Below are 13,907 nucleotides of genomic sequence, written 5' to 3'. Positions count from 1 at the left end.
AAGATTAAAAATTTCCTTTTTTTGAGTTATTTTTGTTAAAAAGAATTTTCTAAGAGATTTCGCATAACGAACTAGTCTACTCGACGTTTCCCGACCCTGAGTCCCGGAACGGGACGTTAGGGACTGGCATGTAGCTTGCGTATGCGAGCGAATGCCAGAAGGGAAATGTGTCGGAGACCAAGCGAGGCCGAAGTGCCGAAGCGCAGTGAGTAGCCGTTGTTATACGCTGGTGCACTTTTTTATTAAATTCCAAAGATTTGATAATAATCTCTATATAGTGTCAATTTCATATCTTTTAAAAGTCCTTCTATTCCTGGATACAAACTGTATGGAGTTATTCCCATTTTCGCCAGTTTAAGAATTATTTTATTTTGTAAATTTCTATTTATATTTAACTTAAATGTATTTTTATCTAGGTCGCTTTCTTGATAAATTTCTAAGTTTTGATAGAAAGATTTTTGCGTTGATCCTTGCAGAAAGAAAAGTCCTTGTTGGACAAATATTCTTTGGTTGAATACATCTGGCTCAACTGGAAGTACAAAGTCAATATTGTCCGGATTTATTATTTCATTATACAAGCGAGGAAAGTATTCTATGTTTCCCCAGTTTATTAGATCTTCTTTATAAAAGTTGTAATCTATTTCTTTTGTGAAATGATCTTCTTGTTTCTTTATGCATTCATAAAATTTACTTCTAAAAAAAGCTGCATTGAATCCATAAATTGTCGTGTATTCGGACTTTTGATCCAAATCTTCAAATGAAAAGTATAGAGCAAGGTATGGTGATCTTGTAAAATCGAGCAGTCGAGTTGGTACTCCGTGATGTTGAAGGAAAGATAAGATCTCTAAATAATCAGTTGGATTTATATCTTTAATTTCCGGATAAATTCGTCTAGTTTTGTTGATTTGCCATATAGATTCAAGTTCACTGAAAGGTAGTCTCGGTATTTTTTCGGAAGCCCTATCTATGCTAGTTTTTAACTCCCAATTTTGATCTGCTTCGCCTCTAAATACCCAAAAACTAGCGTATGTTTCTAACTCCGAGAGCTTAGCATTTAGTTCATCTTCTGTATTAATAATGTATACTTTATTTATCATTAGATTGTGCACTGGCGTATAACGAACTAGGGGAGACGACGTTCCTCGTAGCTGAGCCTGCGGATGCAGGCGTTAGCGTCGGCGCGCTTTTTGCGATCGCAAGAAAGCGTGACGGAGAGGAATGTGGCGCAGCCCAAGCGAGGCCGCAAGTGCCGAAGCGCAGCGTTTCCCCGTTGTTATACGCTGTGGCGTTTATTGGTTTTTAATGTTATTTTGGCGTATGTCTAAAAGGTCATTCAAAGTTGATATTTCTTTATGTGCTGCAATTTTTGCTTGCTCTTTTTTAAATCCTTTTCCTTTGAAATTCTTTATTAGAAAGTTTAAAAGTATAGAATTCCATTTTATTTCAAAGCCAGTATCTCCAACTTCAAGTAGAATCTGTGAAGTGCCAATTCTATTGCTTACTTTATCTCCTTTTAGACCAGTTTGTAGATACATTGCATTACTTCTAATGATTCCATTTATTAAAGCGTAATTTGCTGATATATTGAATCGAATTCCAAACTCTAGTTTTACAGGCCTTGAAGCAATTATTAGAAGTATTAGATTATTTTTGCTAAATGCTTGCTCTCCCCATTGAACAGTTATATCGCCTGGTGGTTGATTGATGTGCGCATCTATAAATTCGGAAATCTCTGGCCTTGTTTGACTATCTATAATAACTGCTGGTATAGGTCTTAATTCTCCTACAGACGAATTTATTATTAAGCCATCTGCAATTATATCAAGTGGTGTCATTCTTTTATAGTTAATTAGCATTTGAGAATTCCTTTAGAATATAAGAAATGATATTTTTGCGTTTATCGAATTTATCTGATATTGAGATTTCATAATGTTTTATTTTTCCATGTTTAAAGGTTGACGGATCAAATTTGAATAAGGCCCATTTGGTAACTGCGTCATATGAATCTATTTTTTCAGGAATATCGAATACGCTGTTTAATTCATTCTTTAGTTTGTCTTTTAATGATATGTCATGGACAAATATTATTTCTCCGATTGAGTCATTTTTTCTTACAAATGATACGGTCAATGAAATAGATTTAAAAACATTGTTTATACTTGAATTGTTAGATAAAGTTAATTTATAACCTATAATTTTCTCGTTTTTTGTGTTCTTAAAAATATATCCTTCATCTATGTATGCTGAAATTTCTTTTTCTTTTGCTAATGATTCTTTTTTAGATAATAAGTAACTTTTATGTGATGAGTTTGCACTCCAAATTGAAATTGCTGCTGAGAGAAAAGAGATTACTAGGGCTATTATAGATAATATTGTTTCCATTTTTGAATTATTGAGCCATTGCGTATAACGAACTAGTCTTCCCGAAGTTCCCTGTAGCCGAGCCTACGAAGTAGGTGTTGGCGTCGGCGCGCCTTCTTGCTGGGCAAGAAGCGTGCCGGAAGGGAATTTGCCGCAGGCCGAGTGAGGCCTTGTGCCGAAACGTAGCGGGAAGACGCTGTTATGCGAAGTTAAGCACTTTTAATTTGCCTTTTCTATACACAGTTTATCTTTTTCTCTGAAAACTCTGTAATAATAAGTTGCCTTTAAATATTCTTTTGAATTTTCAGTATCAGAAAAGCAAATAATTTCCAAAGTTGAAATTTGATTGTTTCTTTTTGTAACTAAAATATCACCGAGATAGATTATCTTTCCTTGAAAATTAGGTGTTGTTTCGAATTTATTTGTATCTTTATTAAATAGAATTTTATTACCCAACGCGTGTTCTTTTTCTGAACTCCAATTTTTAACATTGGTTGTGGTGAGGATAATGCAATTATGAAGAATAAGTATGGTTATTAAGTATACCGTAGATATTGAAAAAATTTTCATTTTAATTTTTTCCTCAAATAGCCAGTAGCTATGATTTTATCATCAGTAGTTTCAATAGTTCCAAAAATTGGAAAGATAAAAGCTTTAAAATCAGTTTTGTAATATTTTGAATTGTAATAAGTTAACTCTTCGAGAATATCTCCCTCCTCTAGATGCAGAGGTGTAAAATATTGTATCTTGTTATCCACTCGATAAATTTGCAAATCAGTGTCAGTCCAGTAATCCTGATAAAAGTTTTGTTTATTTATGCTTAATTTGCTAGAGTCGCCAAAGTATAAAATAATAGGTATGCGTTCAGAATGGATATTTGATTTGGTTTCTATTTTTTTGAATATATTGTTATTAATGATTGGACATTGAAAGAAGATAGAACTAAAGAATATTAGATATATTTTTTTCATAATAAAATTTGCTTAATTTCGCATAACGAACTAGTATTACCGAAGTTGTCCGACCCTGAGTCCCGAACGGGACGTTAGGGACTGGCACGGAGCTTGCTTATGCAAGCGAGTGACAGGAGGACAATTTGGCGTAGCCCGAGCGAGGGCGAAGTCCCGAAGCGAAGCGGTAATATGCTGTTATGCGAAGTTATTTTAGTTTGGAAAATTGAAATTTGGTAAACCAGATTTTATATAATTTCTGAATTCAAGGTATTTTTTATTTCCAAATATAATCTTAATGTGATGTATTTGTGTTTTGAAAAAAATGCTTTTATCTATATTTCTTTCTTCTTTTGAAAGGAATTTTTTCGCAAAGCCATACCGCATAATAGCATTCATATAATTAAATGTAGGAGCATAGATTTTTTTAAAATTAGTATTTGAGGTATAGATTGCAATTTCTTTAAATAATTCATTGTATTGATCGAATATGTATTTTTCAAAATCCTCGCGGTTATTTACAACTTTCATTGTTTCGTCATCGATTAAGGTTAGTGTCTTATTGTAAAGATCTGTTTTTATGATAACTTCTTGAACTATTAAATTGAATTTTATGTCATTTAGAATGTTTTCGTAGTTTACTCGCATGTTTTTAGTAATTATTTTTAATTCTTCATATTCTTCCTTTTCGACAAATCTTGTAAAAATGAAATAAATAGACATTATGGTAAGTATTATTGTAATGAGTGATATTAGAAGAATATAATGTTCTCTTTCTCTTTCGAAAATTATAAGTAATCTTTCTTCGTTAGGAATCGAATTTGTTTGGTTTATGACGTCGTTTAGTTTCTTTATACTTTCATCTGATAGCAATACTTTACTTTTGTTTTGCAATTCTAATGGCTGATTTATTTGTAAGGTGAAATTGGTTTCTTGAATTGAGCGAGTTCCTTTTATGAAAAAAGTGAAAAGGCCAGATGGTATTAATATTGAAAGTGATATTAAGAATATTGTTGATATTTTCATTTTTTAGATACCTTTAAAATAATTTCGCATAACGAAATAGCGTTAACGACGTAGGCTGACCCTGAGTCCCGGGACGGGACGTTAGGGACTGGCACGGAGTTTGCGGATGCAAACGAGTGACAGAAAGCCTATGTGCCGCAGGCCGAGCGAGGGCGTAGTCCCGAAGCGAAGCGTTAATGCGCTGTTATACGAAGTAGCGCAAATTCAACTAAGAAATTTACTTAGCTGATAAAGTGCTCCGGAAGCAAGTAAATTACCGCCTGCACCTTCGAGAATTGCTTTAATACTTGTGAAAATTGAAGCTTTGTTAATATTAAAGTTTGGATCTTTAGTTAGGTCTTCTTGTAGTAATTTAATATATTTTTTCAGTTTTTCTTCTTCTGATTGTCTAATTCCAAGTTCTGATATTCCTTTTTCAACACTTGATATCCATTCTTTTAAAGCATTTATATCTATTATGGAATTCTGAGAAGAATTGGTAGTGCCTTGTTGAATTTGAGAGTTAATTAATTGGTCAACAACTAGGTTGTATGTAATTGTTTGTGCAGATGCTTTCTCTCGCTCGCTTTCTGTAAATAATAGATCTGCACCGGAAATTCCGTCTTTATTGAGTAATAACATCCATTCTAAAACTGTATTTCTTACTGAATTTAATAAACCGTGTATTGCCTGAATAGATAGATGCGCTTCAGGGATCAACGAGACGTTCATACCATTCATAAGAAAGTTTCTAATTTCATCTGGTAACCTAGCTGTTGCGAAATTTGTGCCATTTTTTTCTGTTGTGTTTATAAGAGTTTCGATATCATGAATAGGAAGTGGAATCGGAGCAGTTGAAAGTAATTTTGATAATTTTGCGTCTTGTATGATTAATGGCTGGTATCCATGATAAGGATTAAAAACTTTTATTTCGCATGGGAGGGTTCTGTAGTTTGGTAAATCTGTTTCTCTTTTATATCCGTAGAGTTCATTGTGCGCCCATAAAGTGATATCTTTTAAATTTAATTGATTTGCAACGACATAAGTTTTCCTAATCAAATCGGAAACATTAGTTGATGTATCCAAAGCTTCTTTTAATATTATTTTTATTGTTGAATCCATTTTCAATCCTTGCGCTATTTCGTATAACGAATCAGGTTAACCGACGTAGGCTGGCCCTGAGTCCCGGAAGGGACGTTAGGGATTGGCACGACGCTTGCGTAAGCAAGAGAAGTGACAAAAGCCTATGTGTCGCAGACCAAGCGAGGGCGCAAGTCCCGAAGCGAAGCGGTTAGCCGTTGTTATTTGCAGTGTTCGATGTTTAGTATAGAATTTTAAAGAAAGGTAAAGAGATAAAAATATTGTTTCTCTTTTCCTTGATTTCCTTATTTTTTTATTCCAAGAATTTCTAATTTTTTAGTATTCAATTTTGTAAAGGAATACATTTGAAAAGATTTTTAAACTTAATTATCGAACATTGCAAATAACGAACTCAGCTAACCGACGTAGGCTGGCCCTGAGTCCCGGACGGGACGTTAGGGACTGGAACGACGCTTGCGTAAGCAAGAGGAGTGCCAGAAGCCTATGTGCCGCAGGCCGAGCGAGGCCGGAAGTGCCGAAGCGAAGTGGTTAGCGGTAGTTATACGACGTGATTTTATTGAGCGATTATCTCCAATAGTTAAACCAACTACCATTGAAGTTTTTTTCAAAATTCTCTTTACTGTCTAATCCTATTGATAAGTTTTCTAAAGTTAAATAATTAAATTCGTCGTATTGTTTTAATATACTAAAATATTTTTTTGTATATAACGATCTTCTTTGGAATATTTGAGAACTATATTTTTGAAAATTAGTATAAAAGAAGAAAACAGTTGATTCAAAACATCTTTCTATCTTCCATAAACTCGGATCATTTATTTCTGTTAGAAGGTTTTCGATTTCATCTTCTTTAATTGACATGTTAGCTTCAATTTTGGCGATTGACTCAAAACAGGAAAAAACAGTAAAGATTGAATTGGTTTCAAATTTATATGAGCTGTTATTGTTTACAATATCAATAAATTTATGAGATATTTCATCTTGTAGAACATCATTAAAATTAAATCCATCTGGAGTAGAAAAAAACAAATAATCTTTTTCGTATTCCAGTATTACCTGTAATCTAGGTCTGTTGTCAGGTATAATTTTATCATATATAATATTAATACATTTAACAGCGTATTTTTTATTGATCCAGTTAGAGAGCTCTAAGAAAGGTTGATTTAATTTTTTTTTACCCTTTCGTATTAGTTTTGTATCTTTATATTCAGAATCTGAAGGTGTGATCATATTTTTTTGGTTATTGGAAAAATTTAAATCATGTCGTATAACGAACTAGTCTTCCCGAAGTTTCCTGTAGCTGAGCCTGCGGAGCAGGCGTTAGCGTCGGCGCGTCTTCTTGCGGAGCAAGAAGCGTGACGGAAGGGAATTTGCCGCAGGCCGAGTGAGGCCTTGTGCCGAAACGTAGCGGGAAGACGCTGTTAGTCGCAGTTGCTTGTTAAGCGTTAGTTTGCTTTTTAATTGTTAAATTCTTTAATAGCATATATTTAAAATTTAATTTGAATAAATAAGTAAATGATTATTTTTCTTCAATTTTTATTGAGTTAATAATGTTGTTAAATTCATTTTTGTAGTTAGGATATTCGTCAATAGTTGAGTTAAAGTTGAAAATTAACATGTTGCCATTATAGTTAGTAATTAACATCGTATTGTTAATTTGTGTATCAATAGCATTGGATTTAAAATTAAAGAGAATAAATTTCTTATTATTAATATTAATGAGTTCATTTTTAATCCAAACAATACCTGGAATAATTTTGTCGAAACTTTCAGACATTCCTTTTCTGAAGTCGTCCAAATTAGCTTCTTCAATTTTGTTGTTTTTGATATCGAAACCAATGGAAGTTTTTGTTGATTTAGTTCCAATAACGAATTTTGGAGCACGCTTGGATGGGTATTTTTTATCGATTATTTCTTGTGAAAAAGCTTGAAATTCATCATTTGCTTCAAATGAAATTTTACCATCGTCAAGGGTATGAGTCTTTGCTGAAAGTTGGATAGTGAAAATTAATAAAGTTGCTGTTATTAAAATTTTTTTCATTTGTTTTGAAGTGTCCTTTTTGTAGTTTCTGTATTTTAGTATAGCAGTGATTTGTATTTTTTATTTCTTTTTATTCAATTATATAAAAATTTCTAAGCAATTGCGACTAACGAACTAGGCTTCTCGAAGTTCCCTGACCCTGAGTCCCGCCGGGACGTTAGGGACTGGCACGTAGCTTGCGTATGCGAGCGAGTGACAGGAAGGGAATTTGCCGCAGGCCGAGCGAGGGCTTGTCCCGAAGCGAAGCGAGAAGCCGCTGTTATGCGAAGTGAGATAGGTGTTATATTTAACTTTGGGCAAACATAGCCGCTATGACTTGAGTGACTTTGTCAGTTTTAAAAATTTCAGATAGTAATAAGATGAACTCGCTTTGATTTGTTGCCTCGATTTTCTCTGATCTCCATTGTAATTGTTTAGAAATTTCATAATCAGTGGTTATTTCTACTGGATATAATTCAATTTTATGCCTAATCGACATAAAGGAATAAAAGTAATTTAAAGTTTTCGAATAAATTCCAAAGTGATATTCCATTATATCATTTGCCATTGCAGCTGACTTAGTTTGATGAAGTAATCCTTGTATTTTTCCACTTGTTTTTTTTTCTAAGATATCTCCTTGTTCTTCAAGTATTTTTGAAGGTGTTCGTATGTTGTCTTTTAGATTAAAATTATCTGGCCATAAGTCTTCCATTTGATTATCCTTTTTTAAATATTTAATTCGAAGTATATCGGTAAATGGTCTGAAAATTTATTTTTATTTGGAATTCCACTCTTTGTAACAATTGGTTTTGACTGAATCGTATCGATTATTTTGAGAGAATCAAGTGAAAAGTTTTGGATTAAGTCAGGCCTTATTAAAACCTGGTCGTAAATATTCCAGAAATGCTTCACATGTTCTGCTTTATTATTATAGTAAGTTCCAGAAACTTTGTTTTTATCTCCAAAGAAATTCCACATCGGGTTATAGAAATAGTAATAATTATTATCTAAAACCTTTCTCGAATTTTTCGAAGCAATAGTTCTATTAGAAACTGCGTTAAGAGTAGTAGAATTTACCATTCCAGATTCGAATGGGTTCATATTGAAATCGTCTATTAGCAAAGTTCTTTTGTGTTGAACCTTTGTTTCCTGTTTTAAAATTATTTCATTTAGTTTAGCCAATTCGGCAAATTGGCTTTCAGAACTAAAAAATAATTTGCTAATCAAGTGTACTAAGATTATATTAAAGTCAGGTAATCCAGGAAGATTTATATGCAAAACTGTATGGTGTAACCCATCTTCAATGCGGTTGATTAAATTTGATTTGGCTCTGAAATATACATTTCTGTCGTTTGATGAAAAATTTTGAATCAAGCTATATTTATAATTAGTTTTATTTAGTTCGCCTAGGAAATTTCCTACGTGAGAAAAGTTATTTTCTGCTAAGAGTATTAGGTCTAGATCATTTTCAATTGCTAAGGATGCTATAGAATCTCCTATATTTGCTTGTTTTATATTCCAGAATAATATTTTGAACATATTTGTTTTAATTCTATCTCATTTCGCATAACGAACTAGGCTAATCGACGTAGGCTGGCCCTGAGTCCCGGTAACGGGACGTTAGGGACTGGAACGACGCTTGCGCATGCAAGAGGAGTGCCAGAAGCCTATGTGTCGCAGACCGAGCGAGGCCGCAAGTGCCGAAGCGAAGCGATTCGCCGCTGTTATACGACGTGTGGCTTATACACTAGCTAATGTTTTCTTTCCTTTCTTAATAACTATTTCACCACCTAAAGTGTGAATTAATTTGGAAAGAACTAGTAAAGTTGGATTATCTTGTTTTCCACTTCTAATTTCTTGTATAACAGTGCTTGAGACATTTGCTTTTTTTGAAAGTTGCCTAACGGAAACTTTTTGAGATTCCATTAATTCGATTAGCGTCTCGGAAAGATTTAAAGCGTCGTATTCCTTATCAAATTTATCTTTGAAGGATTTGTTTTTCATTAAACGATCAAATGTAGATTTAGTAGTAGATACTTTTTTTAACTCGTTTTTCATAATCTTCCCTTCTTTTTATTGCTCTAATTTTTTCGTTCTTTGGTAATTTGTCTGTTTTTTTGTGAAAAGCATTCGTAATGATTATCTTTTTTCCCTTCACAAAAAAGCAGAGGAATCGATGAGGAACAGGTTTAAATGCGAATAAAGCATCACCTTCAAAATTAAACTTTGTTTTATCTTTAATTTCGCCGATTTCAGCAAATCTTTTAAATAAAGCTAAGGTTTTAATCTGAAAATCTTCTGATAAATTATTGAAGTAATCTAAAACTTCAGAATTTTTATGCTCATCGAAATACCATTCAATGATAAATTTTTCGCCTTTATAGGCTGTGAATTCTTTCACTTTTTAGGTGTAACGGGATGGCGTTACAATGTCAATATCTTTAATTTCGAAAATACCGGTGTTTGAATTGAAGTTTAATTATGCCACATGTCGTATAACGAATTAGTCTTCCCGAAGTTCCCTGTAGCCGAGCCTCTGTAGGAGGCGTTGGCGTCGGCGCGTCTTCTTGCGGAGCGAGAAGCGTGCCGGAAGGGAATTTGCCGAAGGCCGAGTGAGGCCTTGTGCCGAAACGTAGCGGGAAGACGCTGTTATGCGTAGTGGGTTATTTAGTTATACTTTTTGGTAGAATATTGAATTCAAATTTTTTTGAGACTGTGCGAAATTTATCATCTAATGTGCAAATTATTAAATTTTCTGAAATCATTTTTCTAAAATGAATTGCAGTAGCTAAGTGTGTCGCATCAAGAGATTTCAGTTCCAATATATTTCTATTCTTTTTTATTTCAGACTGTACATCAAAATCTACGTTTTTTAAACTAATTTGAGCGAGAAATTCATTTAAAGTCCCTTCGTATTCATTTAGCCATGCTTTATTTAGTAATTTTCGATTTAAATTGTAAAAGAGATTTATTGATCTATAAGTTTCTATTTCTAAAAGGATTGAACTGAATTTTTTCTCATGTGAATTGAAGATTTCTAAGTATTTATCAGAGTTTATTTCAGAATAGATAATATTTAATAAAAAACTACTATCGATATATAACGCCAAAGTTAATTTCTCTCTTCATTATATATAGATTTCCAAGTTTTAGATATTTCATCTTTTGAAAGACCTTTAATGATTAGAGATTTAGGCAATTTTACAGGTTTAAATTTTTTAGCTGGTATTAGAGAATTATTTTCAGTGGCTTCTTTAATATACAAATCGGTTTTACTTTCAATAGGAGAAAATTTTTTGATTTCAGCTATAGGATTATTTCTATCAAAAATTACAATAGTTTCACCCTTTTTAACGAATTCCAGGTAACTACTCAGGTTATTTTTTAGGTCTTTTATCCCGATTGATTTCATAAGGAAATGGTAGTCACGGTGACTACAAAGTCAAGTCGTAAATTTTGTTTTATTTTTCGTTATTCTTTTTAAATTTAAATTTTAACCCATTTCGCATAACGAACTAGACTAACCGACGTAGGCTGGCCCTGAGTCCCGGACCGGGACGTTAGGGACTGGAACGACACTTGCGTAAGCAAGGGGAGTGCCAGAAGCCTATGTGCCGCAGGCCGAGCGAGGCCGGCAGTGCCGAAGCGAAGTGGTTAGCGGATGTTATACGTAGTGACCCAGTTTTGGAGAGTAATGGAGAATGTATACCCAAAAATGAGTCATAAATTTAAGCCGCTATTGAGTTAAAGAATTCCAGATTAGGTGGTTCGTCTCCAAAAGTATGTCCGACAAATAGAGGCATCTGGAAAGGCAAAGTTTTCTCGATTAAGATCATATGTTTCTTGCAGATAGGACAAAACTTGTAAGGTAAATAGTCAAATTCATGTTCTAAGCTTTCCGGATGAATGCTTGTAATGGAATCGAAGTTACTGGAACCAGGGAAGAGTAACTTAGCAGAATTAAGGTATTTCTTAGCTTTATGAGAATACAGTCCAAAGTAGCGAATTGATTTAGTTCCGATAGGTAGCACATGTAAAAGATAACGTTTAATGAAGTTTTTTTGGGACAATTGAGAAGAAAGATTACCTATATTCATAGAGATAAGATTGTCATCGATAGTAAGATCCTGCTCTTTTAAATTAGACCCTTTTATTGACTTAGTAAAGTAGTCGATGACGTGATACGGATCAGATATTTTTTCTGAAGTAAAAGTGAACATTTTGTAATTAGAATTAATTAACTCTAGAAAAGAGTTTCCTAGAGATAGATGGTTTTTATAGAAAGCGAGAAGTTCTTTTTTAAGTATGATTTGATAAATAGAATTGAAGTGGTAGAAATCAAATAGATTGTTTTGTGAAAGAACCCAGTTGTTGTTAGTTTTATCCAAACCACCGTCAGTGATAAGAACATGAATGTGAGGATGGAATTGATTAAGCTTGCCATGAGTGTGTAAAACCATGATAAATCCAGGTATAACATTTTTATCAAAAGAGAGATTTAATATTTTATAAATAGTTTTTTTTGAAGCCTCAAAGAGTAAGTTTACAAAGTCTTTATAAAAAGTAGTAACAGAAGGATAACAGAAAGTAGGTAACTTAAAGACAAGATGGTAATGATCAGTATTAATAATCAAGTTTTTGGTGGCCTCATTCCAGAGCTCTTTATTTCTGTATTGGCATTTAGGGCAGAATCTGTTATTGCAGGAATTTCTAAGAAAAACAGAGAAGTGTTCTTCTGGACATTGGTAAAGATGTCCGTTCATAGCATTAGTTCTGCATTGTGCAATATCGAGAGCCGTTTTTTTAACATGCTTAGGGAGGCTAGCCGATTGAATGAAATCGATGTTTTTGATAAAGATATCTTGTATGTCCATGCACAAGGATGTCCAAAAAGTGCAGAGTTGGTATCCTATTTTTCTATGTCAAAACAGTCATAAAGATATGATTTGGGTCATTACGTATAACGAACTAGTGTAAACGACGTTTCCCGACCCTGAGTCCCAGCGGGACGTTAGGGACTGGCATGTAGCTTGCGTATGCGAGCGAATGCCAGAAGGGGAATGTGTCGCAGACCAAGCGAGGCCGTAAGTGCCGAAGCGCAGCGTTTACACGCTGTTATGCGTAGTCGTTTTTGCTAGTTTGCTTTGATTTTTCTAAGATATTTTGTGATGCGTATTAAATAAATGAAGCTTAAGAGTGCTGTAATCAATGAAATAGATAATTGATATTTTATTTCAGAGAAGAATAATTTAGTTTCTAAGTAAACACTGAGTTCATCGTTAAAATACAGATAGTATATAAATAGAGATATGCTTGAAAGAAAAGGAATTCCAATTAAGGTATATAACGTGTATAGAGAGAATTCGTTTTTTGAGTTTAGGAAAAGTGTAGTATAAAAGCTAGTGTTTAGTGGCAGTTCATTATAAAGGTATTTTAATCTTTTCAAGTTTAAGAGAATCCAGTGTAATATCGATATGAATAAAAGAGGGTAAAAATAAGTTAAAAATTTGTATTGAATTGTAAATATTCCAAAAGTTACTGATTCTTCTTTTCTTTCGTTTAATTTTTCTCTATATTTTAAATTATCTAAATGAATTAGCTGTGCGGTTAAATTTTGGCTATGTAGATCATCAAGTGAATCAAGTTCGCTACTTATTTTTTCAATTTTCTGAGAATTTATTTTTAAAATTTCAATCTCTTCTTTTGGTAACGTTTTTTCATCGTAATTTAAATCTGAAATTTCTTGAATGTTATCACGGTGTGCTTTGTACCTCGCCTCCGCTTCTTTATTGCTTAAGTAAAAATTTTGAAGCTTTAGCCAGTTCTTTAGTTTGATTTTTTTGCTTTCTTTGTTAAATATTAAGATTGAGTCTGTTTTTTTATTTAGTTCCTCAAACAAGGATGCGAAGTTTATATTGTCGACGTTCTCCAATAATGTTTCATGCTTTATTAAAAAGAAACTATCGTCTAGTTTTTCCCAGTATTCATTAAATTCTGTGTAAGTTCGATAAGTGTATTCTCCGTGGCTAGTGATTTCAATATTAAAAATTCCATTGGTAGCAATATTGATAAAATCATGTTTTAACGTAAGTTTTCCTAGATCGTCTGTTTTTTTAAAATATTTTTGAAACGAATTTTCATATTTTATTTGAAACGTTTGATTAAGGAAATCATTTAGTTGAGTTTTTAATGATTCCCTTTCTTTAATAATTGAAGAATAATTTATGAATAGGCTTTTAAGTATTTTGTCGTTTTTGTTTTTTTGGATTTTGATAACATTTTCAAACACTGAAAAAAGAATTAAAACACCAAATATTACTAAAAGATAAATCGAAATATTTATTCTTTCCTCTGTTTTTTCAATCGCATTTTCTAAATTCATATTTTTAAAACGATTACGCATAACGAACTAGACTAACCGACGTAGGCTGGCCCTGAGTCCCGGACGGGACGTTAGGGATTGGCACGACGCT

The 13,907-nt window shown here is 33.1% G+C and carries 17 protein-coding genes; all 17 read right to left on the bottom strand.

Annotated elements, in window-relative coordinates:
- Window positions 1-242: 242 nt before the first annotated feature.
- Window positions 243-1,097, bottom strand: a complete 855-nt coding sequence (locus EHQ16_RS19420; RefSeq protein ID WP_135633741.1) for an FRG domain-containing protein — start codon at window positions 1,095-1,097, stop codon at window positions 243-245.
- Between the two features lie 192 nt (window positions 1,098-1,289).
- Window positions 1,290-1,856 carry a hypothetical protein gene (locus EHQ16_RS19415; protein ID WP_135633737.1) on the bottom strand — a complete coding sequence of 189 codons (567 nt, stop codon included), beginning with the start codon at window positions 1,854-1,856 and terminating at the stop codon, window positions 1,290-1,292.
- Complete coding sequence (locus EHQ16_RS19410) at window positions 1,846-2,382, bottom strand: hypothetical protein (protein ID WP_135633734.1); 537 nt, start codon at window positions 2,380-2,382, stop codon at window positions 1,846-1,848. The genes EHQ16_RS19415 and EHQ16_RS19410 overlap by 11 nt, the downstream gene beginning before the upstream one ends.
- 198 nt (window positions 2,383-2,580) lie before the next feature.
- A complete protein-coding gene (locus tag EHQ16_RS19405) occupies window positions 2,581-2,931 on the bottom strand; it encodes a hypothetical protein (protein ID WP_135633731.1) in 351 nt (116 codons plus the stop codon).
- Window positions 2,928-3,332 (bottom strand): hypothetical protein, encoded by a 405-nt coding sequence (locus EHQ16_RS19400; RefSeq protein WP_135633728.1) that lies wholly within the window; start codon window positions 3,330-3,332, stop codon window positions 2,928-2,930. The genes EHQ16_RS19405 and EHQ16_RS19400 overlap by 4 nt, the downstream gene beginning before the upstream one ends.
- A gap of 192 nt (window positions 3,333-3,524) precedes the next feature.
- A complete protein-coding gene (locus EHQ16_RS19395; RefSeq protein WP_135633725.1) occupies window positions 3,525-4,337 on the bottom strand; it encodes a hypothetical protein in 813 nt (270 codons plus the stop codon).
- 204 nt (window positions 4,338-4,541) lie between these two features.
- Window positions 4,542-5,438, bottom strand: a complete 897-nt coding sequence (locus EHQ16_RS19390) for an AbiTii domain-containing protein (RefSeq protein WP_135633722.1) — start codon at window positions 5,436-5,438, stop codon at window positions 4,542-4,544.
- Between the two features lie 543 nt (window positions 5,439-5,981).
- A complete protein-coding gene (locus EHQ16_RS19385; protein ID WP_135633719.1) occupies window positions 5,982-6,644 on the bottom strand; it encodes a hypothetical protein in 663 nt (220 codons plus the stop codon).
- 289 nt (window positions 6,645-6,933) lie between these two features.
- Complete coding sequence (locus tag EHQ16_RS19380; RefSeq protein ID WP_135638926.1) at window positions 6,934-7,455, bottom strand: hypothetical protein; 522 nt, start codon at window positions 7,453-7,455, stop codon at window positions 6,934-6,936.
- A gap of 286 nt (window positions 7,456-7,741) precedes the next feature.
- Window positions 7,742-8,146, bottom strand: coding sequence for a hypothetical protein (locus EHQ16_RS19375; protein WP_135633713.1), 405 nt, complete (start codon window positions 8,144-8,146; stop codon window positions 7,742-7,744).
- 14 nt (window positions 8,147-8,160) lie between these two features.
- Window positions 8,161-8,973 (bottom strand): exonuclease/endonuclease/phosphatase family protein, encoded by an 813-nt coding sequence (locus EHQ16_RS19370; RefSeq protein WP_135633711.1) that lies wholly within the window; start codon window positions 8,971-8,973, stop codon window positions 8,161-8,163.
- Window positions 8,974-9,174: 201 nt separating this feature from the next.
- The gene (locus EHQ16_RS19365; protein WP_135633709.1) at window positions 9,175-9,492 is read right to left on the bottom strand and encodes a helix-turn-helix domain-containing protein; all 318 of its coding nucleotides are present in this window, start codon (window positions 9,490-9,492) and stop codon (window positions 9,175-9,177) included.
- Window positions 9,458-9,835, bottom strand: coding sequence for a type II toxin-antitoxin system RelE/ParE family toxin (locus EHQ16_RS19360; RefSeq protein WP_135633707.1), 378 nt, complete (start codon window positions 9,833-9,835; stop codon window positions 9,458-9,460). The genes EHQ16_RS19365 and EHQ16_RS19360 overlap by 35 nt, the downstream gene beginning before the upstream one ends.
- 262 nt (window positions 9,836-10,097) lie before the next feature.
- The gene (locus tag EHQ16_RS19355) at window positions 10,098-10,544 is read right to left on the bottom strand and encodes a PIN domain-containing protein (RefSeq protein WP_135633705.1); all 447 of its coding nucleotides are present in this window, start codon (window positions 10,542-10,544) and stop codon (window positions 10,098-10,100) included.
- 2 nt (window positions 10,545-10,546) lie between these two features.
- Window positions 10,547-10,846, bottom strand: coding sequence for a type II toxin-antitoxin system Phd/YefM family antitoxin (locus EHQ16_RS19350; protein ID WP_135633703.1), 300 nt, complete (start codon window positions 10,844-10,846; stop codon window positions 10,547-10,549).
- A 316-nt stretch (window positions 10,847-11,162) separates the two neighbouring features.
- Window positions 11,163-12,308: an IS91 family transposase gene (locus EHQ16_RS19345; RefSeq protein WP_135633701.1), complete on the bottom strand. Its 1,146-nt coding sequence runs from the start codon at window positions 12,306-12,308 to the stop codon at window positions 11,163-11,165.
- A 260-nt stretch (window positions 12,309-12,568) separates the two neighbouring features.
- Complete coding sequence (locus EHQ16_RS19340; RefSeq protein WP_135638924.1) at window positions 12,569-13,837, bottom strand: hypothetical protein; 1,269 nt, start codon at window positions 13,835-13,837, stop codon at window positions 12,569-12,571.
- Between the last annotated feature and the right edge of the window lie 70 nt (window positions 13,838-13,907).

It is taken from the genome of Leptospira kanakyensis, from assembly GCF_004769235.1.
Classification (GTDB): Bacteria; Spirochaetota; Leptospiria; order Leptospirales; family Leptospiraceae; genus Leptospira_A; species Leptospira_A kanakyensis.
Note: the sequence above shows the minus strand (reverse complement) of the source record. Positions and strands in the feature narration are given on the sequence as shown.

Bases quoted from the DNA above. Each gene is read 5' to 3' on its own strand.
- EHQ16_RS19350 (WP_135633703.1), bottom strand. From the start codon at position 10,846: ATGAAATCAATCGGGATAAAAGACCTAAAAAATAACCTGAGTAGTTAC.
- EHQ16_RS19380 (WP_135638926.1), bottom strand. From the start codon at position 7,455: ATGAAAAAAATTTTAATAACAGCAACTTTATTAATTTTCACTATCCAA.
- EHQ16_RS19405 (WP_135633731.1), bottom strand. From the start codon at position 2,931: ATGAAAATTTTTTCAATATCTACGGTATACTTAATAACCATACTTATT.
- EHQ16_RS19345 (WP_135633701.1), bottom strand. From the start codon at position 12,308: ATGGACATACAAGATATCTTTATCAAAAACATCGATTTCATTCAATCG.
- EHQ16_RS19400 (WP_135633728.1), bottom strand. From the start codon at position 3,332: ATGAAAAAAATATATCTAATATTCTTTAGTTCTATCTTCTTTCAATGT.
- EHQ16_RS19415 (WP_135633737.1), bottom strand. From the start codon at position 1,856: ATGCTAATTAACTATAAAAGAATGACACCACTTGATATAATTGCAGAT.
- EHQ16_RS19420 (WP_135633741.1), bottom strand. From the start codon at position 1,097: ATGATAAATAAAGTATACATTATTAATACAGAAGATGAACTAAATGCT.
- EHQ16_RS19390 (WP_135633722.1), bottom strand. From the start codon at position 5,438: ATGGATTCAACAATAAAAATAATATTAAAAGAAGCTTTGGATACATCA.
- EHQ16_RS19365 (WP_135633709.1), bottom strand. From the start codon at position 9,492: ATGAAAAACGAGTTAAAAAAAGTATCTACTACTAAATCTACATTTGAT.
- EHQ16_RS19370 (WP_135633711.1), bottom strand. From the start codon at position 8,973: ATGTTCAAAATATTATTCTGGAATATAAAACAAGCAAATATAGGAGAT.
- EHQ16_RS19410 (WP_135633734.1), bottom strand. From the start codon at position 2,382: ATGGAAACAATATTATCTATAATAGCCCTAGTAATCTCTTTTCTCTCA.
- EHQ16_RS19385 (WP_135633719.1), bottom strand. From the start codon at position 6,644: ATGATCACACCTTCAGATTCTGAATATAAAGATACAAAACTAATACGA.
- EHQ16_RS19395 (WP_135633725.1), bottom strand. From the start codon at position 4,337: ATGAAAATATCAACAATATTCTTAATATCACTTTCAATATTAATACCA.
- EHQ16_RS19375 (WP_135633713.1), bottom strand. From the start codon at position 8,146: ATGGAAGACTTATGGCCAGATAATTTTAATCTAAAAGACAACATACGA.
- EHQ16_RS19340 (WP_135638924.1), bottom strand. From the start codon at position 13,837: ATGCGTAATCGTTTTAAAAATATGAATTTAGAAAATGCGATTGAAAAA.